The following is a 24,029-nucleotide window of genomic DNA, read 5'->3' as shown; positions in this document are numbered from 1 at the left end:
TTACATCATCGACAGACTCTTTGCTATTTTTCTTTTCTTCTTTTTTAGACACTTTCTTACCAACCTTTCCTATGTTTTCTTAAAAACCTCGTCCATCTGCGTCTGGATTGTCTTTAACGATTCTACAACCTTTTCATAATCCATCCGCTTTGGTCCGATAATTCCGATTGTCCCTTTCAAACCGTCCTGCAATTCATAGGTTGCCGTAACAACACTGCAGTCCTTCATGGAAGCAACCGGTGTTTCATTTCCTATATATACCTGAATACCATGGTCGTCCGCTTCTTTGTCTTTCCCCGACTGCTGGTCTGCAATCAATCCTGAAAGGCTCTGCTTTTCTTCCAAAGTATATATAAGCTCACTCGCTTTGACAGAATCACTTAATTCCGGATACTTAAAAATATTCGTTGCACCGCTTGTATAAATCTCTAACTGGTCTTCATTGCTGATTGCTTCAACAATGGCATCCAGCACTTCTTTAACAAGCTGCATATGCTCTCCTGCCTGATTCTCCATCTTGGATACAATGCTTAAATTCATCTGTTCCAATGTCAGCCCCGTCAGTGTAGTATTTAACAGAATGTTCAGCTTTAAAATATTTTCCTGTGAAAGTGCCTCACTGACATCAATCACTTTATTACGGATAATATTGCCTTCCATTACAATAACTGCTAAAATCTTATCACTCTCCAATTGGGAAAGCTGTACGAATTTCAGCTTATTGCCTTTTACCTGCGGTGCTGTAATCATTGTTGCATAGTTCGTATCCTTTGCCAGAACTTTTGCTACATTCTGAAGCAGTTCCTCTACACGGTCTACCTTTTCATTTAAAATATCCCGCATGGAATCAACCTCTTTTTCTCTGTCGGACACTTTGCTTTCCCGGTCTTCTAACTCCTGCTTTTTCTGTGCCATTAAATCGTCCACATATAAGCGGTAGCCTTTATCGGTAGGAATCCGCCCTGCCGAGGTATGCGGCTGTACAATGTATCCTAATTCTTCGAGGTCTGCCATCTCATTTCGTATTGTTGCCGAACTTAATTTTAAATCGGTATATTTTGAAATGGTTCTTGAGCCAACCGGTTCACCCGTTTCAAGATAGTTCTGTATGACAGCTTTTAAAATCTTTAATTTTCTATCATCCAGCTCCATGGCATCTGCTCCCTTCTTATCTTGTTAGCACTCATTTAGGTGGAGTGCTAATATCGATATACTTAAAATATCACTACACCCCCGTATTGTCAACAACAATCTCAAATTTTTTCTATAAATTATTTATAAAATACATAAATTGCAGATGAACAGCAGAAATCCCCGGAAAAGCAGCATGCTCTCCGGGGATTATCTGATTTTTTTCTTATTTAACGTTCAGTGTAAATGCCACGTGGTTTGATTCATTCAGATCTGAATCCGTACAATATACATCCAATGTATATGTACCTGATTTTGAAGTACTGTATGTACCGTTAACTATAATTCTTCTGGATAATGTATCCTCTGTATCTTTATCATCCGTAATAGATGAAATATACTTCATCACATTAAAGCTGTTTCCCGCTTCAACCGTCGCTTCTGTTGCCGATAAAACAATCTTTGGTCCGCCTGCAGTTGTTTCTGCTTCGCTCTCTGCAGTTGTCTTTTCCGCTTCTGTCGTCTTTGAAGCATTCTTTGTACTGTCTGTCTCTGTCTTTTCCGTCTCGGCTGCCGTGGTTGTTTCTGCCTGGGTCAGCTGTTCTTTTGCTTCAATTTCTTCTTGGCTCGCTTCATATGCAATCATATAACTGTATTTTGATACATTATTATTATGGTCTCTTGCCGCAAAAATCACTTTTGCCCTTGTCATATCCGGCATCACATAGATATTCTCAATGACAATACTGCTACTTACATCACCGTCTTTTGCATCGACTGCCTTCGCATAACTTTTAAGCACTTCTTCACCCTGCTCTGCCGAATACGGTTTGACCTTGGATTCATCTACCGTAATTACCGGAGCAGTTCTATCTGAGGTCAGATACATTGCCGCGATGATAACCGAAAAGAACACGCACACAGCCAGTAATGCTATAATAACACCCTGCTTTTTTTCCATTTGTTTCCTCCTCCGTGAAATGGTTAAACTTCCATGTTATATCAGCTATGCATTATTCCTTATCACCATGACTGTAATTGCCGTAATACTTGCCATAATAATTGCCATAGTATTTGCCATAGTAACTATCTCCGGCAAGGTCTACTTTATTCAGAACGCTTCCGAGAATCTTGCACTTTGTCATTTTAAGCTGTTCTAACTGTTTCTGGACGAACTTGTAATTGACCATATGTGCTGCTACAACCAGCACTGCACCGTCACATTTCTGTGCGACAATCGCTGCATCTGTAACACTGCCAAGCGGCGGTGTATCAATAATCACATAATCATAAGTATCCCTGAGTGCCTTTACAAGTGCATCAAATGAATTGTTTGCCAAAAGTTCCGAAGGATTTGGCGGAACAATTCCGGAGAATACCACATACAGATTATCTACATTCGTTGTACAAATCACTTCTTCAAATTTATTCATGCCGGACAGGAAATGAGTGAGGCCCTTAATAGCCTTATTAATCTTATATCTGCCGACAAGAACGGATTTTCTTAAATCCGCATCAATGAAAATTACCTTTTTGCCGGATTCTGCAAGCGATACCGCCAGATTAAAAGAAACACTGGATTTTCCTTCATTCGGTGTAGAACTTGTAAACATAATTACTTTCATATCAGAACCACACAGCTGGATATTGGTTCTCAATGTCTTATAAGCTTCGTTACAGCGGTAATCTAACTTTCTGAGTCTTTCAATGTTAACTGTAGGCATTACTTATCTCCCTTCTTTGAAGAACTGTGCTTACGCTTCTTTCTCTTTGCCGCAGCTTCCGCACTGTCATCTAAATCTTCTGATAAAGGAATCAATGCAAGGGTACTGATTCCAAGATATTTCTCAATATCTTCAGATGTATTAATGGTATCATTCATTACAAACCGTACAACAACAATGGCAATTGCAAGCACCATGCCTAATACAAATGCGATGATTGCATTTTTTAAACAGTTCGGGCTTGACGGCTTTTCAGGAATATTCGCTTCCTCGAATACATTGACCTTTTCAATCTGCATAATATCACAAATAGAATCTGCTGAAATTTCCGCTACTTTATCTGCGATTCTTTTTGCTTCATACTGGTCGTTGTTAGAAACCGTAATTTCAAGCACACGGCTGTCAGATGGTGTAGATACGCTGATCTGCTTTGCAAGCTTTTCATTTGTCGTATTTAACCCAAGGTCACTGATAACCTTTTCTGTTACGGTACGGCTTTTTACAAGAATCATATAATCCTGTGTCAGCTGTGTTGATGACTGCAAATCACTTAATGTTGTTGTTCCCTGGCTCTGCTTATTTAACACATACAGGCTCGTCTGTGACCGATACACCGGCTTTAAAAGCAGTTTACTTCCAATAAATGCCGCCAGACCGAAAATCACTCCCACTAAGAGAATAATTGCAATCTTACTCAAAATAACGATAAAAATCTGTCGTAAATCGATTTCAATTTCGTCATTATTCTTCATCGAATTTTCCATATTCTTCTAGTCCTCCAAATATTCACCTTTAAGAATCCGTTCTGCATTATCACGCAGCAATGCCTTCGCATAATCCTCATCAAATTTGCGGCAGATATACTTTGCGCATTCCTGAATTCTAGGCGATCTTCTTCCATTACTGTGTGCATCTGTTCCGATAACATCCACGATTTCTTCTTTTAACAGTCTTTTAATAAACTTTTTCACCTTACTTCCGGAATCCCCGATAACAGAACCCGCATTCACCTGAATGACAGCCCCCATGTTCTTTAATTCCAAAGCCAGCTTCCAGTCTTCCAATACGCACATATAGCGTTCAATATGCGCAATAACAGGCATATAGCCCATCTGCATCACATTGCTGATACTGGTACGCAGATAAGAATATTCCACAGTCGGATGATATTCTATTAAAATATACTTGGAATCTTCCATTGTCAGATGCGCCTGTGCTTCGAGATCATCTAAAATATCCGAAGTATAATAAATTTCCCTGCCAAGTGCCAGTTCAATCTCAGGGCATACATCTTTCATCTGTTCTTTAAACAGTTCAAAATTTCTGCGCAGCTGTTCGTATCCCATTGTACATTTACCAGGATGATAATGTGGTGTTGCCACAATCTTGCGAATACCCTCATCATATGCAATTTTCATCATCTCAATACTGGTTTCAATATTATCCGGACCGTCATCGACACCATATAAAATATGGCTGTGAATGTCAACATAATGAAACGTCGTTAATTTTCTCATAATTCTGTTTCCTTTTATAAAATCTGCAACTTTGACATTATATATCATAAATCACTTTTTTGCAACAAAAGATTGGGGTCATCTGACATTTTTCCCTGTCAGATGACTCCAATTCAAATGAATGTATCTAATTAAATATGTAAAATTCTTTTTACATTATCGCACATCTTATCAACATCACATATAGTATCGTGCAGTACCGGCGCTGTTCTGATGTCTTCAATCGCCTGCGGAACTTTTACCTTAGAAAGCTTTGAAAGCTCATCTACCAGCTCAAAATCAGACATTACATCATACTTATTGTCAATCGCATCCATCACGCTTCTTGTAAACTTATATGGGCTGGCTGTTGATGCAATCACTGTCTTTGTTGTATCACCGGTTTCCTTCCGGTACTTCTCATATACAGATGCCGCAACAGCTGTATGGGTATCAATTACATATCCTGTATCTTCATACAGCTTCTTAATCATTGCCGCATCTTCTGCTTCTGTTGCGTAATTACCGTAGAAGTCCGAAAGCTGTGCTTTCATATCATCTGTAATTTCATACTTTCCTGATTCCTTTAAGGACTGCATAAGTGACGCATTCTTTTCAGCACTGTTACCTGCAATACGGTAAATCAGACGCTCTAAGTTGCTTGAAATCAAAATATCCATTGACGGAGAAGTTGTCAGGACAAATTCTCTGTTTCTGTCATATGTACCGGTTGTAAAGAAATCATACAGTACTTTATTTTCATTGGAAGCACAAATCAGTTTGTGAATTGGAAGTCCCATATTCTTTGCATAAAATGCTGCTAAAATATTACCGAAGTTACCGGTCGGCACAACCACATTGATTGCTTCCCCTGCCTTTACTTCACCGTCTGCGAGCAGGCGTGCATAAGCATATACATAGTAAACAATCTGCGGAACCAGACGTCCGATATTGATAGAATTGGCAGAGGAGAACTGGTATCCGGCTTCATTCATGACCTTTTCAAGTTCTTTATCACCGAAAATCTTCTTAACACCGGTCTGTGCATCATCAAAATTGCCATTGATACCGATTACATAGGTATTGTCACCCTTCTGGGTTACCATCTGCTTTTCCTGAATCGGGCTGACACCATGCTTTGGATAGAACACGATGATCTTAGTTCCTTTAACGTCAGCAAATCCTGCAAGAGCAGCCTTTCCTGTATCTCCTGAAGTTGCAGTCAGAATTACAATTTCATTCTTTACGTTGTTTTTCTTTGCAGAAGTAATCAGTAAATGTGGCAGAATGGATAATGCCATATCTTTAAACGCAATTGTTGAACCGTGGAACAATTCTAAATAATATGCGCCATCAGCCTTTACAAGCGGTGCAATGACCTTTGTGTCAAACTTTGAATCATATGCTTTGTTAATGCAGTTCTTTAATTCTTCCTCTGTAAAGTCATCAAGCATCAGCTTCATCACTTCATATGCCACTTCCTGATAAGACATCTTTGATAATTCTTCAAAGCTCTTATCCAATGCCGGAATCTGCTCCGGTACGTATAAACCACCGTCTGCCGCAAGACCCTTTAAAATTGCCTGTGATGCAGTAACCTTTACGCTGTCGTCTCTGGTACTTCTGTAAAACAAACTCATTCTTTTCTTCCACCTTTATATTTTCATTCAAATTCTGCTTAAAACAGTATTCAGTTGACATTATACAACAGGATTTTTGGAAACACAATAGCTTTTAAGGTATTTTGTATTTATGTATTTTATGTTACAATCTTTTACAGATACGTGAGGGGGAGCTTTTACGCAGGCAGCGCGAATCCACTCTTATCGCAGAACCGGATACATTAAAATATCTACAAAAGGAGAGGATGTTATGGCAACAGGGGTTTATACAGCATATAAAAAAGACGGCACCGAATACTACCGGGTATCGCTGACCTGTCAGAATAAACATATCAGTCTTGGAAGCTTTGACGATTACAAGACTGCTGCCGCCGTCTATTCCGAAGCCAATGCCATTGTGCGGGATGAAAAAAGTTCCCATTTTGTCAATGCTGCAGAAAAAATAACAAGCTACTCCTCCTGCACTTCTGCACTGGCTTTTGAAAAATTTATGATTCTTTTGAATCTCCGGGATAATAACATTTATATTAAAACACCGGTTTATCTGTGTGATAAATATTTTTTATACTTTTTTTCACCGGAAATTGTGCTGACTTTTGATATTGAAGATTTATTTTACTATTCAGGACACAAAATCATGAGCCGCGGCGGTTATTTTTTTGTCAATGACTTCGGTATGCAGACCAGTATTTTAGCACGCTTCGGTATCCGCAGCCACTCCGTAAAAGGAAAGGATTATTTATTCCGCAACGGTGACGAACACGATTTCCGCTATTCCAATGTTGCCGTTGTCAACCGGTACAACGGCGTAGAACAGATTGAAAAAAACGGACGGATTTTATACAGAACCCGTATCCACATTAACGGCAACTATACCATCGGCACTTATACGTCGGAAAATGAAGCCGCGATTGCCTATAACCGCGCCATTGATTTACTTGCAGAACAGCTGCCGGATTTTAAGAACTACACCCGGAATTATATCGAAGGACTGTCCCACATCGAATACGCTTCTATTTATAATACGGTAAAAATTTCACGCAGGTTCCGCCGCTATATCGAACAGTTAGGACTCACTTACTAAAAAGCGGCAGAAATTCAAATCATAGATTCAAGAATTTCTGCCGCTTTTACTATTTTGTGCAGACACAGATTATACTGCGATACCTGCCTGCACAGACACTTTTATCATTTTACTTCTGGTTAATGTAATTAATCAGACCTTCTGCTTTGATAATCTTCTGCATAAATTCAGGAAATGCCTGACCGGTGTAAGACTTTCCTGTTGTTTTATCGGTAATCACGCCGCTGTCAAAATCCACTTCCACCTCATCACCGGCTTCAATTGCCTTTGCAGCTTCCGGACATTCGATAATCGGAAGACCGATATTGATGGAATTGCGGTAGAAAATTCTTGCAAAGGTTTCTGCAATAACACAGCTTACACCTGCTGCCTTAATTGCAATTGGCGCATGTTCTCTGGATGAACCACAGCCAAAGTTCTTATTGGCAACGATAATGTCGCCTTTCTGAACCTTTTTTACAAAATCCTTATCAATATCTTCCATACAATGCGTTGCGAGTTCTGCCGGGTCTGATGAATTCAGATATCTTGCCGGAATGATAACATCTGTATCTACATTATCGCCATACTTAAATACTCTGCCTTCTGCTTTCATGTTGTTCCTCCATTCTGATACGATTCTTATAATCCAAGGTCTGACGGCTGGCTGATTTTACCTGTAACCGCACTTGCTGCTGCAACTGCCGGGCTCGCAAGATAAATTTCAGAGTCTACATGTCCCATACGTCCTACAAAGTTACGGTTAGTTGTAGATACACAGCGTTCTCCTTCTGCAAGGATACCCATATAACCGCCAAGACACGGTCCACAGGTCGGTGTGCTGACTACTGCGCCTGCACGGATAAATGTCTGAACCAGTCCTTCTTCGATTGCCTGCATATAAATCTTCTGTGTTGCCGGAATAACAATAACACGCAGTCCCTTTGCCACTTTTCTGCCTTCTAAAATCTTTGCCGCACAGCGTAAATCGTCAATACGTCCGTTTGTGCAGGAACCGATAACGACCTGGTCAATCTTAATGTCGTCAAAGCTTCCTACTACATGTGTATTTTCAGGAAGATGCGGAAAAGAAACTGTCGGTTCAATTTCTGATAAATCAATATTGATAACCTGTTCGTACTCTGCATCGTCATCTGCTGTATATTCTACAAACGGTCTCTTTGAATGTTCCTTCATATATGCTCTTGTCAAATCGTCAACCGGGAAGATACCGTTCTTTCCGCCGGCTTCGATTGCCATGTTTGCAATCGTAAAACGGTCGTCCATTGTCAGATTGGCAATGCCGTCTCCTGTAAATTCCATAGACTTATACAGCGCGCCGTCTACGCCAATCATGCCGATAATATGTAAAATAACATCTTTTCCGCTGACCCACTTCTTTGGCTTGCCTGTCAGTACAAATTTAATTGCAGACGGTACTTTAAACCATGCCTTGCCTGTTGCCATGCCGGCAGCCATATCCGTTGAACCTACACCTGTAGAAAATGCGCCGAGCGCACCGTATGTACAGGTATGTGAATCCGCACCGATAATAACGTCGCCTGCAACCGTAAGTCCCTGTTCCGGAAGCAGTGCATGTTCAATACCCATCTGTCCCACTTCAAAGTAATTTGTAATATCATGCTTCATCGCAAATTGTCTGACACATTTGCAATGCTCGGCAGACTTAATATCCTTATTCGGTACAAAATGGTCCGGTACAAGTGCAATCTTATCCTTATCAAATACAGTTTTTACTGTCATCTTATCCATCTCATGAATTGCAACCGGAGATGTAATATCATTTCCAAGTACAAGGTCTAAATCCGCTTCAATCAGCTGTCCTGCCTTTACTTCTGAAAGACCTGCGTGTGCCGCAAGAATCTTTTGTGTCATAGTCATTCCCATGAACCTGTTCCTCCATTTCTTTTTCTATTGACTTCTATTGACTAATTATAGCCGTATCCTGTAAAATTTGTAAAGAGAATTATTTAAATAACTATAATTCCTTTTTGGAATATGTTTCTGTTCAGAGCCAGGCAGATTTTCAAGCATATTTGTGAACCATGCTCGCATGAGTGAACAAATATGGCTGAAAATCTATTTGGCGGATACGCCACACCGACAAAATGTGAAGCATTTTGGAGGCTGGCTCTGAACAATAACTGGAATATTGATACATTCCCTAATGCCTGTTCAAAATATAAGGAGAGCGCCATGAATTCACAATCCATAAAAACCTTTATTACCCTTGCCAAATTAAACAGTTTTTCGCAGACCGCCACTTCCCTCTACATTTCCCAATCCACCGTAACAAAGCGTATCTGCGAGCTGGAAAAGGAAGTCGGAAAGCCGCTGTTTTACCGCGATAAAAAACATGTTTCACTTACGGAAGACGGTCGTATTTTCTTAAAATATGCCACACGTATTGTTGAATTGGAGGAAGCCTCTTTAAAGGAAATGCACTCCTCCGTCACTTACGAAAACAGTCTGCGCATCGGCTCGACCAATTCCATTTATGAATGTCACCTGTTTCCGCTGATTTCCGGCTTTGAAAGCGCTTCTAAAAAGCACTCTGTCAAAGTCACGATTGGTCATTCTTCCGATATGATCCAGCTGTTAATGGACGGCATTTTAGACTGTGTCTTTACATCAGTCCCGCTGGTACGCGCAGGCTTTGAATGTCACCATTTTCACACGGACAATCTTGTGCTTGCGACCGGTTATGATAATATGCTGCATGCGGACGGTATCCGAAAAGAAGAACTGACTTCTATTAAATATATGATGTGTAACTTTGCACTCAATGACGTTGGGGAATTTATCCGGAATCTCTTTCCGACACACTATCAGTTTAAGTTTGAAATTGACAACAGCACCAAACTGATTCCCTATCTGATTAACACAACCGGTTACAGCTTTCTGCCCGACAAAATGATCGAACAGGAGCTTGCAGATAAAAAACTGCGTACGATTCCTCTTCTGGATTTTGAAACACCGAAAATTAACAGCTATTATATAGGAAGTTTAAGAAGTAAAGAACTGTGGACAAAACTGCTGCACAAGTAAAGTTTAGAACCACAGCCGCTCTTTACACAGCAGTTTCCCGTATCGCATATCGCGCTCCCGGGTGCAAAAAGAGAGCCGGTTTAGATGAACTCTAAACCGGCTCTCCCGCCCCTGCCAAGGATTTGCTCACATATCCGTACTGAAATCCTTGAAGAATCGGAATGACGTGATTCGAACACGCGACCTCTTCGTCCCGAACGAAGCGCTCTACCAAGCTGAGCCACATTCCGATATGCTGCTAATTGATGAATCAATTGATTATGTATCGCTGCAACGATATTTAGTTTAATACATGTTGTTATAAATGTCAAGCATTTTTTGTTTTGTTTTTTATTTTTGTTTTACATTTTTTCTGATAATAAACAGATAACACAGAATACATAAAAGACATATTTATTTCATAATATGGACTTCTTTTGGTCACATTTATGCCGTATTATAAATATCGTTGAAAGGCGATAAGCTTTTTTCATACACTTTTTCATATTTTCATACAAGCGGAGGGAACGTCCTTTATATAGCTTCCCACTATGACCGATCCTTTGCTTGTAAACACTTTCCCCTATTAATGGCGGCGGGTCTGCATTATGCAGCCCGCCGCACCTGTTTACACATTATTCATCCGTAATTCACTTTAATACTTACCAAAATCCCCATCTAAAGAAATAATCTGCTCATTGTTTCCTGCCTGTGGCATATAACTGTTTCTTCTATTGTAAGAATCTGCATACATCGGATTTCTGTATGTATTTTCCTTTAATTTGTATCTGGAAATGGTATCTCTTAGTGCCTGTGACTGGTTTGCAAGTTCTTCACTGGCGCTTGCGCATTGTTCACTGGTTGCAGAATTGGTCTGGATAACCTGTGAAACCTGCATAATTGCCTGATTAATCTGTGCTACGGCTGTTGCCTGTTCATTGGAAGTCGTTGCAATACTGCTGATGATTTCCACGACATTTTCAAGGCTTTCTACAATCTTTGTAAGAGAAGCTGCTGTTTCATCGGCAATCTTTACCCCTTCTTCTACCTTATCAATAGAAGACTGAATCATTTCTGCGGTTTCATTGGCTGCCGCCGCACTCTTTTCTGCCAGATTTTTCACTTCTTCCGCTACAACCGCAAAACCTTTGCCGTGCGCTCCGGCTCTTGCCGCTTCAACCGTTGCATTCAATGCTAAAATGTTGGTCTGGAATGCAATGTCATCAATCACTTTAATAACCTTTGAAATGTTGTGGGAAGATGTATTGATGTCGTTCATGGCTTCAATCATATTGTGCATCTGCTCATTGCCGTTCTTTGCTTCCTCGCCAACTTCATGAATCAGCTTATTGCCTGTTGTTGCCTGTGTCGCATTTTCATTGGTTTCCTTTGCAATTTCATTCATGGAAGCTGTAATCTGCTCAATCGCACTTGCCTGCTGTGTTGATCCCTGTGCAAGTGCCTGGCTTGCGCCTGCCACCTGTTCGGCACCTGCGGAAAGCTGAAAGCTGGATTCTTTAATGCCTGTTAATACATTATTATTATTTTCAACCAGTTCCTTTAAGGCCCGCCCCAGTTCATCTTCTACTGAATGTGGAAGCACTTCTACCGTTAAATCCCCGTTGGCAATTTTTTGTGCAAGCATTGCATTTTCTTTGGTATTTTTAATAATTTTTGCATACACATCTAGCACTTCGCCGATTTCATCATTGTAATATTTTTTCAGTTCAACATCGACTTTACCGGCTGCAAGCTCTGTTGATGACTTTTTTAACTCTTCAAGCGGCTTCCTGATACAGCCGATTACCGTTGAAACGGAATAAATACAGCCAATAACAATCATCACATCCAGCAGAATCAGGCAGATCATTCCCACTCCGTGATACTGCTGTCCCCGTGCAATCTGAAGCTTTCCCGTTGTCAATCCAAAACAGATACCTGTTAATACCATCAATTCAATCATGGCCACTACATAACTTGTTTTAATTTTTGATAAAATTGTTCCGTCATTTCTTCAAATGCCGCAATATCTTCATCTTTAATCAGTTTCTCAGGGTCTAAAAGCAGCTTTACAGAATTCCCCGTTTTTCCCAGTCCATATACATATTTATTTTTCGTGCTGCCTGTTGATATGGTTGGCGGCGGTTCAATATCCGATTCGTCGATTTGTTCCACCCCTGCAATTGTTTCTACAATCAGCCCCACAACTGTTGATTTTACATTAATAATGATAATGCAGGTTCTGTCTGTGTACTGAAACGGTTCCTGATTAAAACGAATCCGTACATCAATCACCGGAATAATTTTTCCGCGAAGATTAATCAGTCCTTTAATATACGGCTCTACCTCCGGAATTGCCGTAATACTCTGCATACCGATAATTTCATTAATATACCGGATTTCAATACCAAAATATTCATGTCCCGATTTGAATGTCATATATTTGCCTTTTTGAGTATCTTCTTCCTCCGGATTGTCTTCTTTGATGATTTCTTCTGCCATTGTTATGTCCTCCTTTCTGCGCATCTTATATAAGCAATCCACCCACATCAATAATCAATGCAATACTACCGTCACCAAGCTGTGTACAACCTGATAACCCCGGTACTTTTCTGATATACGATGGGATTGGTTTTACTACAATTTCCTGTCCGCCAATCAGATGATCTACAAAAACGCACATTTTTTTATCTTCGTGTTCGACCAGAATCATAATACCGTCACTGACATCTTCTTTGGCGTGTTCCAGATGATATTTGCGGCTTAACCGCACAACCGGGAAACACTCCCCGCGAATCATCACATATTCTTCTCCACCCGGCTCATAGACCATATCACTTTCTTTAACATTTAAAAATTCTTTAATTGAACCGGATTCAATAACAAAAATAGATTCCCCGACCCGCATGACAATCCCTTCGATAATTGCCAGTGTCAGCGGGATTTTTAAGGTCATGGTTGTACCCTTACCCAGTTCACTGTCAATATCCAGCTGTCCACCGACTGACTGGATATTTTTCACAACAACGTCCATGCCGACACCTCTGCCAGATAACTCTGTAACCTTTTCTTTCGTTGAAAATCCCGGATATGTAACAAACTGATAAATCTCCTTTCGCGTATAATCGCTCTGCGTTTTTTCCGGCGGGATCAGCCCGCTCTTTTTTGCTTTTGCAAACAGCTTGTCCGGGTCCATGCCCTTGCCGTCATCGGATACCGAAAGAAAAACTTTTCCACCTTCATTTTTGGCTTCCAGCGTAATGACACCTTTTTCCGGCTTTCCTGCTGCCGCCCGTTCTTCCTTTTCCTCAATACCGTGGTCTACAGAATTCCGGATCATATGCATCAGCGGATCCGAAATATGTTCAATAATATTTTTATCTACTTCCGTTGTTTCACCAATCATCTTTAATTCAATGTTTTTGCCGACCTTACGGGACGCATCAAATACAATCCTGTTCATTTTCTGGAATGTATTGGTAAGCGGCATCATCCGCATGGACATAATGACGTCCTGTAATTCCGAGGTGAACTTTGTCAGCTGTGCCGCTGCCTTGTTAAAGTTATTCAGGCTTAATCCCGGCACTTTTAAATCAGGATTTTGTAAAACAACCGACTCTGCAATGACAATCTCACCGATTAAATCCATGAGCATATCCATTTTTGCCACATTTACACTGATAAATGTCTGCGCCGCCGGTTTTTCCTTCCGGGTTTTTGCCAGCTGTTTTGGCTTTCCCGGTTCTTTGGTCTTAATAACATAATCGCCGGGCTTTGGTTCTTCGCTTTTTTTTGCTTCCTGTTCCTTCTGCACCCGTGCTTCAATGGTTTCCACATCGGAATCCAGGTCGATAACCTTTCCGTTATTGACAATCACCGGCGCTTCAAAGCCTTTAATGTATTCATCCGGCGTACACTCTGTAATGTCAATTTTTTCAACACCCGACCCGTCAATCAGCTTTTCAATTTTCTCCTTACTGCTCTGGGTCTGCAGCATCATCTGGAAACCGTCTGCTAAAATCACATCTGCCGAAGCTTCATTCGTAACAATGTCCTCCGGCTTATATAAAATATCCTCCGCAATTTCTTTTAACGAATACACTGCCGTGTACGCCCTCAGATTGCTCATCTGCGTATCCGCACGATAGAAAATGTGAATTCTGTAAAACTTACTGTTTTCTGTTGCTACCGGTGCAATATAAAACTGCTTTGGCGGCTCCTGCACATTTGCCGGCGGCAGTTCTTTACCATCCTCCGTTGCTTCATTTTTAATTTTTTTCAAAAACACATCCAGTTCATCAATCAGTTCTTTGGCATCACCGTCCGGGTCACCCCCGTCCCTGATTTTATCAAATTCTGCCGATATAAAATCCGACACCTGAAAAATATGTTCTACCAGCTCCATGTGCGGAACGTTGTCCGGCTTGGATTCCCTGATAAAATAAAACACATCTTCCAGCTTATGCGCAAGCTTCATAATGTCATCAAACATCATAATCCCTGACGAACCTTTAATGGTGTGCATGACTCTGAAAAACTCATTGATATCTGCTTCATCAAAGCTGTCCGCGTCCTTTTTTTCAAGGGTTGTCGCTTCCAGCTGTTCAAGCAGCTGTCCGTTTTCATACAGATACATATCCAGCATGCCGTCTGCACTAAAATCTTCTGCCATTTCTTCTCCTCCTGTGATATTATATCAGTTTCAATTTCTTTAACACATTTTTTAATTTATCCAGATCAACCGGCTTCGCACAATAAACCGTGCAGCCCATTTCAAAGGCTTTTCTTACATTTTTTTGTTCATTTAATGCCGTCATCATAATAATCTTTACGCGGTCATCGCCTTCGATACCACGCTGTTTTTCCATATTCCGGATAGTATTTAAGACCTGATATCCATCCATGACCGGCATCATGACATCTAAGCAGATTAAGTCATACGGCTGTTCATCTTCCAGCGCCATCATATACGCTTCAACCGCTTCCATGCCATCTACCGTGCCGTCACAGTCCCCATATGCCGACATAAAATTCATCATAAACTTTCTGCTTGCAAAATCATCCTCAACAATTAAAATTCTCATTTTTGCACCCTCTTTTCCATCTATATTTTATCTGACTGTTTCCAGACAATCATACGTTTTTTGTGCAATCTGCGTTAATTCTGCCTGCTGCTGTACTGCTCCGATATCATATGCCGCTTTTGGCATGCCATATACAATACAGCTGGCTTCGTTCTGCCCGATTGTTTTTGCTCCTGCCCTTCTCATCTCAAGCAATCCCTTTGCGCCGTCATTTCCCATTCCTGTAAGGATAATGCCAACCGCCCCCGCTCCTGCTGCTTTTGCTACCGACTCAAAGAGGACATCTACTGACGGACAGTGTCCGTTGACTTTCGGTCCGCTTCTGCATTCCACCTGATATTCACCGTTGACTTTTAACAGCCGCATATGGGCATCTCCGGGGGCAATTAACACCTGTCCCGGCACAACCCTGTCCCCGGTTTTTGCTTCCCGTACCACCACGCGGCACTGGTTATTTAACCGCTCCGCATACATTTTGGTAAATCCCGGCGGCATATGCTGCACAATAACCGTTCCCGGTATATCCTGATGAAAACGCCTGACAACCTCATAAATGGCTTCCGTCCCGCCCGTTGATGCACCGATTGCAACAACCGTTCCGGCTCCTGTGCCATACCCATTCTGCCTGAAACTGTGGCTTCCTACCCGTTTTAGTTTTCCAACCTGTATTGTAGATGCAATTTTTATCTTTGTAATCAGTTCTCCCCTGATAAATTCTGCAATCTGCTCCGCTGTCATTCCTGACGGCTTATTGACAAATTCCACAGCACCTGCCGACATCGCATCAAATACCCTGTCGCTTAATGCGCTGATTACCACGGTCGGCAGCGGATACTGCGGCATCAGTTTCCTTAAAAATTCAATGCCGTCCATTCGCGGCAGTTCAATGTCCAGCGTCATCACATCCGGTTCGTATTTTAAAATGGCATCTCTTGCTTCATAAGGGTCTGAGGCCTGTGCCACAACCTCTAACATTGGGTCTGTTATAAGATTCCGGACTAAAATCTGCCGGAACATCAGGGAGTCCTCTACAATCAGAACTTTTATTTTTTTCATCGTTTTGTATTTCCTCCCTATATTTATTCTTTCCTGAATATGGACGGTCGGACATAAACAAGCGGCACTGCGCTTCTGTCGATATTCTCTGTACTGCCAATAATCAGATAACCGCCCGGCTCTAAAAATTCATAAAGTCGCTGAACCAGTTTTCTCTTGGTCGTTTCGTCAAAATAAATCATGACATTTCTCAAAAAAATCACATGCATTTTTTTCTTAAACGGCAGTGGATTCATCAGATTAAACTGTCTGAAAACCACCTGCTGGCGCAGTTCTTTTTTCACCTGATACATTCCATCGGGCAGCGGCACAAAATAACTGTTCCTCCACCAGACAGGCAGTGTACTAATCTGCTCTGCACTATAAATACCGTTCACCGCGCTGTCCAGTACTTTTCTTGAAATATCCGTTGCCAGCACGGAAGTTTCCCATGCATTATACTCCGGTCCCAAAAAATCTTTGAGTATCATGGCAATCGTATATGGTTCCTGTCCTGACGATGCCGCCGCAGACCATATCCGTAAATCCATTCCAGTCTTTTCCTGTTCTTTTAATTCCGGCAGAATCACATTTTTAAAAAACTCAAAATGTTCAGGCTCCCGCATAAAATATGTGTGATTTGTCGTAAGGATATTTATCAGATTCTGGGCTTCCTGCCCGGTGTAATCTGCTTCCACCCGATCCATATATTCCGTATAACTTTTAAATCCGTTTGCCGCCAGATAATTGGAAAGCCGTCCCTCTACCATGACTTTTTTGTGATATAAATTAATCCCGTAACGCACCGCCGTATATTTTACAATGCGTGAAAATTCTTCATCTGTCATCGCTTTTCCCCGCTACTTTCTCAGCTGCTTCTCAATCTTTAAAAATACCTCCAGAATATATGGGTCGAACCGGCTTTTACTTCCCTGTTTCATATAAGCTAACGACTCCTCTTTGGTGTACGCACTCCTGTAACACCGGTCTGACAAAATACTGTCATAAACATCCACGATTTTTACAATCCGCGCACTCAGCGGAATATCACTGCCCTTTAAACCGTCAGGATATCCGCTTCCGTCCCAGTCCTCATGATGGGACCGCACCACATCACATGCCACCTTGACAAATGTATTATCCTCTACATCCGGATATGCCGCCCGTATTAATTCATCCCCGTTATCCGTATGGTGCTTCATAATCTCCCACTCTGTTTCCGTAAGCTTTGTGGGCTTATCAAGAATTTCTTTCGGAACGGTCAGTTTTCCGATATCATGTACCGCACCGGCAAGCTCCACTGCTTCAATATAAGTTTTAGAAATCTGGTTTTCATACTTTTCCGTAAAATTTAATGCCTGTGCCAGCAGTCTTGCATTATATGCCACATTTTCCAGATGTTTTGTCATACCGGTTGCATTACTGCCTTCCGTAATCTTTGCCAGTGCCTTTAACAGTCTTTTTTGTTCTTCATCATATTTTTTTGCCTGTTCACTAACAATAATGCTCAGTCTGCGGTTACTGTCTTCAAGTTCCTGCTTCATCTGATACATTTTTAAATGTGTATTAACCCGCATTGCCACTTCGCCATAGTCAAACGGTTTACTGATAAAATCAACCGCCCCCACCTGAAAGCCCTTCATTTTATCATCAAGCTCGCTGGCTGCCGATACAAAGATGACAGGAATATCCTTTGTATCCGGATTTTCTTTTAATAATTCGCAAAACTGGTAACCGCTCATATCCGGCATCATAATATCCAGCAAGATCAGCTGCGGAAGTTCGTTCTGCATCTGACTGACCGCCTCTTTTACGCCTGTTGCAGTCAGCCCCTGATATCCCATTTTTTCAACCATCTTTTTTAATAATCTTGCATTGACTTCCACATCATCAACAATCAAAATTACCGGTATTTGTTTATCATTCTGCTTCATACACCTTCTGCCCCCGGTTCTTTTAGTTTTAAAATTATACGGATTTCTTCCGAATATCCGATTGCCTGCTTATAATCTTCTTTCCGGACTGCCATCAGCAGACGAAATGTCCTGCTCTTTAATGTCTGCTCCCCGGATTCTGCACAAAGCGTTTTAATATTTTCCGCAAACCCTTCTGCCTTTTCCCAGTTTTCCATCTCGATGCACAAAACCAGTTTTTCCATATTGATGGCAAGTTCCCGCCTGTTAGCTGCGCTTCCATACATATAAACCTGTTCCATCCGGCTCTTTGCCTGCGTTCCCAGCAGATGATTCTTCAAGTTAGAAATATCAAACTCAATATTCTGTTCCTTTTCCTGCTCCACCGCCTGTACAGGTACTTTGACCTTAATTGCACAGCTGAATGTACTGCCCCTGCCCGGTTCACTTTCTACTTCAATATGTCCGTGCATCTGCTCTGCCAGCTGTTTAGTGACATACAGTCCCAGACCCGTTCCGCCGTATCTTCTCGTAATCGAATCATCCGCCTGCGAAAAACTCTGAAACAGCTTCTGCCTGCCCTGCGCATCAATACCGATTCCGGTATCGGTTACAAAAAATGTCAGTTCAACAACATCTTCACGCTGATGTGTTTTATAAACCTCCAGTGTCACCGCCCCCATTGAAGTAAACTTCAATGCGTTGGACAGCAGATTGTTCATAATCTGTGTAATCCTTAATTCGTCCCCGATAACCGTCTGCGGCACGTCTTCTGCTACAAACGCATGAAAATGCAGCCCTTTCTGATTTGCCACTGGCCGGTTGGTATCCATCGCCTGATTGACACAGCTTTTGAATTCAAACGGTTTTTCACAGATTTCAAATTTGCCTGCCTCCATTTTTGAAAAATCCAGCAGATTATTAATAATTTTCTCCATATTGTTACAGCATTGGATAATGATACCCAGTGTGGATTTCTTAGATGGCTCTGTTTCCAGATCCAGCAGATTTTTTACATGACCTTTAATTCCATTGACCGGCGTACGCAGTTCATGGGTAATATTTGCCACAAAACTGTCACGTGCCTTTAAATTCTGCTCCATCTCCTGCTCAACTTTTTTTAATTCACGGATTGCATCTTCTTCATCCTGAATATTCAGCCCTGCTACGGCATTAATCTGTCCGACATCTTCAAAAAACAATTTTGAAAAACGTATCATCACCGGAAAACACGTATTATTCTTACGATATGCCACAGTCTTGATTAACTGTCCCTGTACTGAATTTACATATTCATCATAATTGCAGTTTTCCCTGATTAACGTTGGAAAAATATCTTCAACAGAAATCTTTTTCTTTCCCTGCCGGTAATCCAGTTCCTCTCTTGCAATACCATTCAAAAATGTCACGGTCCCCTGCCCGTCAAATGCAATAATCATCCCCAGATTGTTTTCAAGCAGGGAACGCATTGCCATTGCATCTCCCATAGCGCTGTCCTTCCCTAAAGCCTCATACTTTTCCCCAAAAGTAAAATAAATTTCTAAACACAAGCGCAAAAAAGTTAAATTTAGTATACAATATTTATTTTTATTTATCAATATCTAATTACTTATGTTTTAATACTATTTTATTTATAAATTTGATTCTACGGTACTTTTGTGCTAAACTAATGCTATTATATTGAGGAGGTTCATTTGAACAATTATGAAAATCGCAGTTGTCGGTGCCGGATATGTGGGGTTGTCAAACGCCATTTTACTTGCCCAGCACCATGAAGTCTATTTAATAGATATTATCCAGGATAAAATTGACAAAATTAATCAGCGGATTTCTCCTTTTGCAGATAAAGAAATCGAAGAATATCTTTCCGGTCACCCGTTGCAGTTGACTGCAATAACGGACGGATGTTCTGTCTATAAAGCTGTGGATTATGTCATTATCTCCACACCCACAAACTATGACTCAAAAAAAGATTATTTTGACACCAGTTCCGTAGAACGGGTTGTATCGGATGTGCTATCCTGTGGCTCTAACGCCGCAATTGTCATCAAATCAACGGTTCCTGTCGGATACACCCGCGAGTTAATTGCCAAAATCGGATATGAAAAAATCTTATTTTCACCAGAATTTTTACGGGAAGGCAGGGCATTATACGACAATCTCTATCCAAGCCGGATTATCGTAGGCTGCGACAGTGAACAGCCGGATTTATTAAACTGTGCCAAAAAATTTGCCGGACTATTAAGCGAAGGTGCAATTAAAACCGACATTCCGGTGCTTTTTACAAAAACAACTGAGGCAGAATCAATTAAATTATTCGCCAATACCTATCTCGCACTCCGCATTTCTTTCTTTAACGAATTGGATACCTTTGCAGATGTGCGCGGATTAAATTCCAAACAGATTATTGAGGGTATCGGACTGGACCCGCGAATCGGCACACATTACAACAATCCATCCTTTGGATACGGCGGCTACTGTCTGCCAAAGGACACCAAACAGCTGCTTGCCAACTACAAAAACGTGCCAAACAACATTATGTCGGCGATAGTTGCCGCCAACAGTACGCGGAAGGATTTTATTGCAGAGCGCATTTTAGATATGAATCCAAATGTTGTCGGACTGTTCCGCCTTGCAATGAAAACCCATTCAGACAACTACCGTCAAAGCTCCATCCTCGGTATTATGGAACGTATCAAGGCGCAGGGAGTGGAAGTTATTATCTACGAACCATCCATTGATACAGATAAGTTCTGTAATTCTAAAGTGATAAAAAATCTGGATGAATTTAAGAAAGCTTCTGACGTCATCGTCACGAACCGCTACGATTCTGTTTTAGACGATGTAAAAGATAAAGTCTATACAAGAGATATTTATCTGCGCGATTAAGAGCGAAAAAAATGAAGTATTTTTTGTCCCGTGTTACTTGACGACAAAAAATACTTCATTTTTTCATTACCGCAGTCGCATCTCCAGTGTCAGCTTATTTTCATGCACTACTGCCTCTGCCAGACTGCCACAGATAACCGGCATGGAAGGCGGGAGGTGTCCGATACTTACGTCCATAATGACCGGCACGTGATATTCCCTTACAATGCCCATCACCGCTTCGTACTGATCTAAGCCCATCATTTCCTGTCCAAACTGCAACGGACGTCCTATCAGAAATCCCTTGGTATTCTCAAACCAGCCTGCCTGCTTCATATGCCACATGGCACGGCGGATGCTCATCACATTCAAATCACAGCTTTCCAGAAACCATAAAATGCCGTCATCACGGTATTTTTTCTGAAACTCTGCCACCTTATCAAACAATGTCCCTGTAAAATTTACAAGGCAGTCCATACAGCCGCCAAGCAGCCTGCCCGATACCCGTGTCTGTGTTGTTACCGTACCGTCCTCACTGTATACCCTCAGTACGGACTTTTCCGTGGCATGATACGGTGCTGTCGGATTTTCTTCGGATTTTAAAGATTCTTTTTCCCATAAATCATAATCCGTTATTGTAATCTTTCTTTCAGGCATTTTTTTCTGTCCATCAGCTGCACTTTCACGTTCTGTTCCGCTGTTACCTGCCGTTTCTTCCAATGTACCCGTCAGTACCCCGAAAGCATCCTGCACTGCCCTGTGCCACGGCTTCATGCCGAATGCACCCGCACATGGCGCATAAAGGGATGCTGTATCTGCCATTGTCGTCTGCAAAAAAGTGAAATTCGTATTGTCCGAATAGCCCGCAAACCACTTCGGCGGTGCTTTTTTTATCGCTTCCCAGTCGATATACGGCAGGATCTCGCACATCAGTTCACCGCCGCCACAAGATAACAGAATATTATTTTCGGGGGTTTCATACATCTGCTGTAATTCTGCCGCACATTTTTGTGGTGTATTACTGATACCGAGCCCCTCTGCCGCGTAGCAGTTGGGTCCAAGCATCGTCTGATAGCCCATTTCATGAAATGCAGCCAGTGCGCTTTCAAATGCACTTTTATACGGTTCAGTGGCACACCCGAAGGACGGCGCCACAAATCCGATTGTTCCGTTTTTCTTTAAATATGCTGGATATCTCATTCTATCTGATCCACTCTTTCTCAATCCGTCCACTCACCAATTTTCGCCGTGTATGTCCAGGAAAGCCTTGCTTTCCTGGACTGTCGGGCGTTCGCCCTATCAGCAGAAACCATCAAAAAGAGCTTTGTGCTAGCACAGCTCTTTTTTCTGCTTTCAGCTGGCACGGCTCATTGCTTGCGCACATTATTTCATAAACCCGTTAATAATCTGTTCCTCTGCCTGCGCTTCCGTTAATCCGAGTGTCATCAGCTTGATTAACTGATCACCGGCAATTTTTCCGATTGCTGCTTCGTGTACCAGACTTGCATCCAGATTGTTGGCTTCCAATGACGGAACTGCCTTGACATGACCATTATCCATCAGAATCGCATCACATTCTGTATGACCATAGCATTGATTATTTCCGCAGATATTTGAATTGAACACCTGCTTGGATTCACCCTTGGCAACAGAACGTGAAATCACATTGGCACTGGAGTCTACACCGTTTAACTCTACCGTAAAATTCGTTTCTGCCGTCTGGCGTCCGTGTGTCATAATCTTTTCCTTGATAACAAGCGTTGCACCGTCTGCCAGGTCTGCCTTTGTATCGCGCACCGTGGAATCCACACCCTTAATCTGGGTCGTTTCCATTTCCATATAGCCGCCGTCTTCAATATGCACAATCGTCGTCGGATTTAGAATACGCTCACCTGCACCATCCCCTTCGCCGTAGTGCTTTTCAATATATTTTACCTTTGCATTTTTACCGATATAAAATGTATGGATTCCGTCATGTTCCGATGTATCTACACCGCAGTTATGAATGCCACAGCCTGCAACAATGGTTACATCTGCACCCTCTCCAATATAAAAATCATTGTACACCATATCCTTTAAGCCGCTTTCACTTAAAATAACCGGAATATGCACACTTTCATTTTTTGTACCCGGTTTGATAATAATATCAATGCCCGGTTCGTCCTTTTTGGTTACAATATCAATATTGGCTGTTGTATTTCTGCCTTCTAACTGTCCGTTTGAGCGGATATTATATGCGCCTTCCGGCACTTCATGAATGTCCGCAATCTTTTCGAGCAGACTTTTTTGTATCTCGTCCATTCCTACCTCCTATACCAGCTTATTCATCAGTGTTTCACAGGCTTCGGATGAAGCTAAAAGCTTCGGCAGCACTTCCTGTTTCGTTCCCTGTGCCGCCACCTGTCCATCAGATATCACAATAATTTTATCTGCAATATTTAAAATGCGTTCCTGATGGGAAATAATCAGGATTGAACCGTTAATTTTCTCGTGCATACCTTCAAATACTTTAATCAGGTTGTTAAAACTCCAAAGGTCAATCCCCGCTTCCGGTTCATCAAATAATGACAGCTTCGTTCCCCGGGCAATAATCATCGCAATTTCAATTCTTTTTAATTCGCCTCCGGATAATGATGCGTTCACTTCGCGGTTGATATAATCCTTCGCACACAATCCGACTTCTGATAAATATGAACAGGCCTCTGCTACAGAAATCTTTTCACCTTTTGCAAGCGTAATTAAATCCCGTACGGTCAGTCCCTTAAAACGGACCGGCTGCTGAAATGCAAAACTAATTCCTTTATTAGCACGCTCCGTAACGGATAAATCTGTAATATCTTCACCATCCAGTAAAATCTTACCGCTTGTCGGCTTATTAATGCCTGCAATAATTTTGGCAAGTGTAGACTTTCCTCCGCCGTTTGGACCTGTAATTGCTACAAAACGGTCATCTATCTTTAAGCTGATATTCTTTAAAATCTCTTTTCTTGTATTTCCTTCTTCAACAGCATATCCGATATTTTGTAATTCTAACATGTTTCTCCT

22 protein-coding genes and 1 tRNA gene are annotated in these 24,029 nt (G+C 41.6%); 3 read left to right on the top strand and 20 right to left on the bottom strand.

The window, feature by feature from the left end; all coding sequences use genetic code 11:
- Positions 1-69 precede the first annotated feature (69 nt).
- From hrcA to thrC, 6 genes are all read right to left on the bottom strand, one after another.
- Positions 70-1,152, bottom strand: a complete 1,083-nt coding sequence (hrcA, locus tag LI288_RS04465) for a heat-inducible transcriptional repressor HrcA (RefSeq protein WP_022432761.1) — start codon at positions 1,150-1,152, stop codon at positions 70-72.
- A 205-nt stretch (positions 1,153-1,357) separates the two neighbouring features.
- Positions 1,358-2,092, bottom strand: a complete 735-nt coding sequence (locus LI288_RS04460; RefSeq protein ID WP_227089573.1) for a hypothetical protein — start codon at positions 2,090-2,092, stop codon at positions 1,358-1,360.
- Between the two features lie 52 nt (positions 2,093-2,144).
- Positions 2,145-2,855 carry a polysaccharide biosynthesis tyrosine autokinase gene (locus LI288_RS04455; RefSeq protein WP_227089572.1) on the bottom strand — a complete coding sequence of 237 codons (711 nt, stop codon included), beginning with the start codon at positions 2,853-2,855 and terminating at the stop codon, positions 2,145-2,147.
- On the bottom strand, positions 2,855-3,619 hold the full coding sequence (locus LI288_RS04450; RefSeq protein ID WP_227089571.1) for a YveK family protein: 765 nt from the start codon (positions 3,617-3,619) through the stop codon (positions 2,855-2,857). The genes LI288_RS04455 and LI288_RS04450 overlap by 1 nt, the downstream gene beginning before the upstream one ends.
- A gap of 6 nt (positions 3,620-3,625) precedes the next feature.
- Entirely contained in the window at positions 3,626-4,372 is a 747-nt protein-coding gene (locus LI288_RS04445; protein WP_227089570.1) for a CpsB/CapC family capsule biosynthesis tyrosine phosphatase, read from the bottom strand.
- A gap of 131 nt (positions 4,373-4,503) precedes the next feature.
- Positions 4,504-5,991 carry a threonine synthase gene (gene thrC / locus LI288_RS04440; protein WP_227089569.1) on the bottom strand — a complete coding sequence of 496 codons (1,488 nt, stop codon included), beginning with the start codon at positions 5,989-5,991 and terminating at the stop codon, positions 4,504-4,506.
- A 232-nt stretch (positions 5,992-6,223) separates the two neighbouring features.
- Between thrC and LI288_RS04435 the strand changes: the two genes are divergently transcribed.
- Positions 6,224-7,057 carry a hypothetical protein gene (locus LI288_RS04435; protein WP_227089568.1) on the top strand — a complete coding sequence of 278 codons (834 nt, stop codon included), beginning with the start codon at positions 6,224-6,226 and terminating at the stop codon, positions 7,055-7,057.
- 109 nt (positions 7,058-7,166) lie between these two features.
- Here the strand turns inward: LI288_RS04435 and leuD are convergent, their stop codons facing one another.
- Together leuD and leuC are read right to left on the bottom strand one after the other, a co-directional pair.
- Positions 7,167-7,652, bottom strand: coding sequence for a 3-isopropylmalate dehydratase small subunit (leuD, locus tag LI288_RS04430; protein ID WP_022432767.1), 486 nt, complete (start codon positions 7,650-7,652; stop codon positions 7,167-7,169).
- Between the two features lie 26 nt (positions 7,653-7,678).
- Positions 7,679-8,944 carry a 3-isopropylmalate dehydratase large subunit gene (gene leuC / locus LI288_RS04425; RefSeq protein ID WP_022432768.1) on the bottom strand — a complete coding sequence of 422 codons (1,266 nt, stop codon included), beginning with the start codon at positions 8,942-8,944 and terminating at the stop codon, positions 7,679-7,681.
- Between the two features lie 180 nt (positions 8,945-9,124).
- Between leuC and LI288_RS04420 the strand changes: the two genes are divergently transcribed.
- Positions 9,125-10,105 carry a LysR family transcriptional regulator gene (locus tag LI288_RS04420; RefSeq protein ID WP_227089567.1) on the top strand — a complete coding sequence of 327 codons (981 nt, stop codon included), beginning with the start codon at positions 9,125-9,127 and terminating at the stop codon, positions 10,103-10,105.
- Between the two features lie 156 nt (positions 10,106-10,261).
- Here the strand turns inward: LI288_RS04420 and LI288_RS04415 are convergent.
- The 9 genes from LI288_RS04415 to LI288_RS04375 form a co-directional block, all read right to left on the bottom strand.
- Positions 10,262-10,335 (bottom strand) — tRNA-Pro (locus LI288_RS04415).
- Between the two features lie 404 nt (positions 10,336-10,739).
- Positions 10,740-12,047: a methyl-accepting chemotaxis protein gene (locus LI288_RS04410; protein ID WP_227089566.1), complete on the bottom strand. Its 1,308-nt coding sequence runs from the start codon at positions 12,045-12,047 to the stop codon at positions 10,740-10,742.
- A 5-nt stretch (positions 12,048-12,052) separates the two neighbouring features.
- Positions 12,053-12,586, bottom strand: coding sequence for a chemotaxis protein CheW (locus LI288_RS04405; RefSeq protein WP_227089565.1), 534 nt, complete (start codon positions 12,584-12,586; stop codon positions 12,053-12,055).
- A 25-nt stretch (positions 12,587-12,611) separates the two neighbouring features.
- Positions 12,612-14,756: a chemotaxis protein CheA gene (locus LI288_RS04400; protein WP_227089564.1), complete on the bottom strand. Its 2,145-nt coding sequence runs from the start codon at positions 14,754-14,756 to the stop codon at positions 12,612-12,614.
- A 19-nt stretch (positions 14,757-14,775) separates the two neighbouring features.
- Positions 14,776-15,168 carry a response regulator transcription factor gene (locus tag LI288_RS04395; RefSeq protein ID WP_227089563.1) on the bottom strand — a complete coding sequence of 131 codons (393 nt, stop codon included), beginning with the start codon at positions 15,166-15,168 and terminating at the stop codon, positions 14,776-14,778.
- A gap of 27 nt (positions 15,169-15,195) precedes the next feature.
- Positions 15,196-16,224: a protein-glutamate methylesterase/protein-glutamine glutaminase gene (locus LI288_RS04390; protein ID WP_227089562.1), complete on the bottom strand. Its 1,029-nt coding sequence runs from the start codon at positions 16,222-16,224 to the stop codon at positions 15,196-15,198.
- Positions 16,225-16,247: 23 nt separating this feature from the next.
- Entirely contained in the window at positions 16,248-17,051 is an 804-nt protein-coding gene (locus tag LI288_RS04385) for a CheR family methyltransferase (RefSeq protein WP_227089561.1), read from the bottom strand.
- 12 nt (positions 17,052-17,063) lie between these two features.
- A complete protein-coding gene (locus tag LI288_RS04380; protein ID WP_227089560.1) occupies positions 17,064-18,137 on the bottom strand; it encodes a response regulator in 1,074 nt (357 codons plus the stop codon).
- A complete protein-coding gene (locus LI288_RS04375; RefSeq protein WP_227089559.1) occupies positions 18,134-19,603 on the bottom strand; it encodes a sensor histidine kinase in 1,470 nt (489 codons plus the stop codon). The genes LI288_RS04380 and LI288_RS04375 overlap by 4 nt, the downstream gene beginning before the upstream one ends.
- A gap of 217 nt (positions 19,604-19,820) precedes the next feature.
- Between LI288_RS04375 and LI288_RS04370 the strand changes: the two genes are divergently transcribed.
- Entirely contained in the window at positions 19,821-21,005 is a 1,185-nt protein-coding gene (locus LI288_RS04370; protein WP_227089558.1) for a nucleotide sugar dehydrogenase, read from the top strand.
- 66 nt (positions 21,006-21,071) lie between these two features.
- Here the strand turns inward: LI288_RS04370 and LI288_RS04365 are convergent, their stop codons facing one another.
- From LI288_RS04365 to LI288_RS04355, 3 genes are all read right to left on the bottom strand, one after another.
- Entirely contained in the window at positions 21,072-22,184 is a 1,113-nt protein-coding gene (locus LI288_RS04365) for a S66 family peptidase (RefSeq protein ID WP_227089557.1), read from the bottom strand.
- 183 nt (positions 22,185-22,367) lie between these two features.
- The gene (locus LI288_RS04360) at positions 22,368-23,285 is read right to left on the bottom strand and encodes a SufB/SufD family protein (protein ID WP_227089556.1); all 918 of its coding nucleotides are present in this window, start codon (positions 23,283-23,285) and stop codon (positions 22,368-22,370) included.
- Positions 23,286-23,294: 9 nt separating this feature from the next.
- On the bottom strand, positions 23,295-24,020 hold the full coding sequence (locus LI288_RS04355; RefSeq protein ID WP_022432781.1) for an ABC transporter ATP-binding protein: 726 nt from the start codon (positions 24,018-24,020) through the stop codon (positions 23,295-23,297).
- Positions 24,021-24,029: the final 9 nt, after the last annotated feature.

The sequence above is a fragment of the Lachnospira pectinoschiza genome (genome assembly GCF_020564355.1).
In the GTDB taxonomy this organism is placed as follows: Bacteria; Bacillota; Clostridia; order Lachnospirales; family Lachnospiraceae; genus Lachnospira; species Lachnospira intestinalis.
Note: the sequence above shows the minus strand (reverse complement) of the source record. Positions and strands in the feature narration are given on the sequence as shown.

Bases quoted from the DNA above. Each gene is read 5' to 3' on its own strand.
- hrcA (WP_022432761.1), bottom strand. From the start codon at position 1,152: ATGGAGCTGGATGATAGAAAATTAAAGATTTTAAAAGCTGTCATACAG.
- LI288_RS04460 (WP_227089573.1), bottom strand. From the start codon at position 2,092: ATGGAAAAAAAGCAGGGTGTTATTATAGCATTACTGGCTGTGTGCGTG.
- LI288_RS04455 (WP_227089572.1), bottom strand. From the start codon at position 2,855: ATGCCTACAGTTAACATTGAAAGACTCAGAAAGTTAGATTACCGCTGT.
- LI288_RS04450 (WP_227089571.1), bottom strand. From the start codon at position 3,619: ATGGAAAATTCGATGAAGAATAATGACGAAATTGAAATCGATTTACGA.
- LI288_RS04445 (WP_227089570.1), bottom strand. From the start codon at position 4,372: ATGAGAAAATTAACGACGTTTCATTATGTTGACATTCACAGCCATATT.
- thrC (WP_227089569.1), bottom strand. From the start codon at position 5,991: ATGAGTTTGTTTTACAGAAGTACCAGAGACGACAGCGTAAAGGTTACT.
- LI288_RS04435 (WP_227089568.1), top strand. From the start codon at position 6,224: ATGGCAACAGGGGTTTATACAGCATATAAAAAAGACGGCACCGAATAC.
- leuD (WP_022432767.1), bottom strand. From the start codon at position 7,652: ATGAAAGCAGAAGGCAGAGTATTTAAGTATGGCGATAATGTAGATACA.
- leuC (WP_022432768.1), bottom strand. From the start codon at position 8,944: ATGGGAATGACTATGACACAAAAGATTCTTGCGGCACACGCAGGTCTT.
- LI288_RS04420 (WP_227089567.1), top strand. From the start codon at position 9,125: ATGGCTGAAAATCTATTTGGCGGATACGCCACACCGACAAAATGTGAA.
- LI288_RS04410 (WP_227089566.1), bottom strand. From the start codon at position 12,047: ATGATTGAATTGATGGTATTAACAGGTATCTGTTTTGGATTGACAACG.
- LI288_RS04405 (WP_227089565.1), bottom strand. From the start codon at position 12,586: ATGGCAGAAGAAATCATCAAAGAAGACAATCCGGAGGAAGAAGATACT.
- LI288_RS04400 (WP_227089564.1), bottom strand. From the start codon at position 14,756: ATGGCAGAAGATTTTAGTGCAGACGGCATGCTGGATATGTATCTGTAT.
- LI288_RS04395 (WP_227089563.1), bottom strand. From the start codon at position 15,168: ATGAGAATTTTAATTGTTGAGGATGATTTTGCAAGCAGAAAGTTTATG.
- LI288_RS04390 (WP_227089562.1), bottom strand. From the start codon at position 16,224: ATGAAAAAAATAAAAGTTCTGATTGTAGAGGACTCCCTGATGTTCCGG.
- LI288_RS04385 (WP_227089561.1), bottom strand. From the start codon at position 17,051: ATGACAGATGAAGAATTTTCACGCATTGTAAAATATACGGCGGTGCGT.
- LI288_RS04380 (WP_227089560.1), bottom strand. From the start codon at position 18,137: ATGAAGCAGAATGATAAACAAATACCGGTAATTTTGATTGTTGATGAT.
- LI288_RS04375 (WP_227089559.1), bottom strand. From the start codon at position 19,603: ATGGGAGATGCAATGGCAATGCGTTCCCTGCTTGAAAACAATCTGGGG.
- LI288_RS04370 (WP_227089558.1), top strand. From the start codon at position 19,821: ATGAAAATCGCAGTTGTCGGTGCCGGATATGTGGGGTTGTCAAACGCC.
- LI288_RS04365 (WP_227089557.1), bottom strand. From the start codon at position 22,184: ATGAGATATCCAGCATATTTAAAGAAAAACGGAACAATCGGATTTGTG.
- LI288_RS04360 (WP_227089556.1), bottom strand. From the start codon at position 23,285: ATGGACGAGATACAAAAAAGTCTGCTCGAAAAGATTGCGGACATTCAT.
- LI288_RS04355 (WP_022432781.1), bottom strand. From the start codon at position 24,020: ATGTTAGAATTACAAAATATCGGATATGCTGTTGAAGAAGGAAATACA.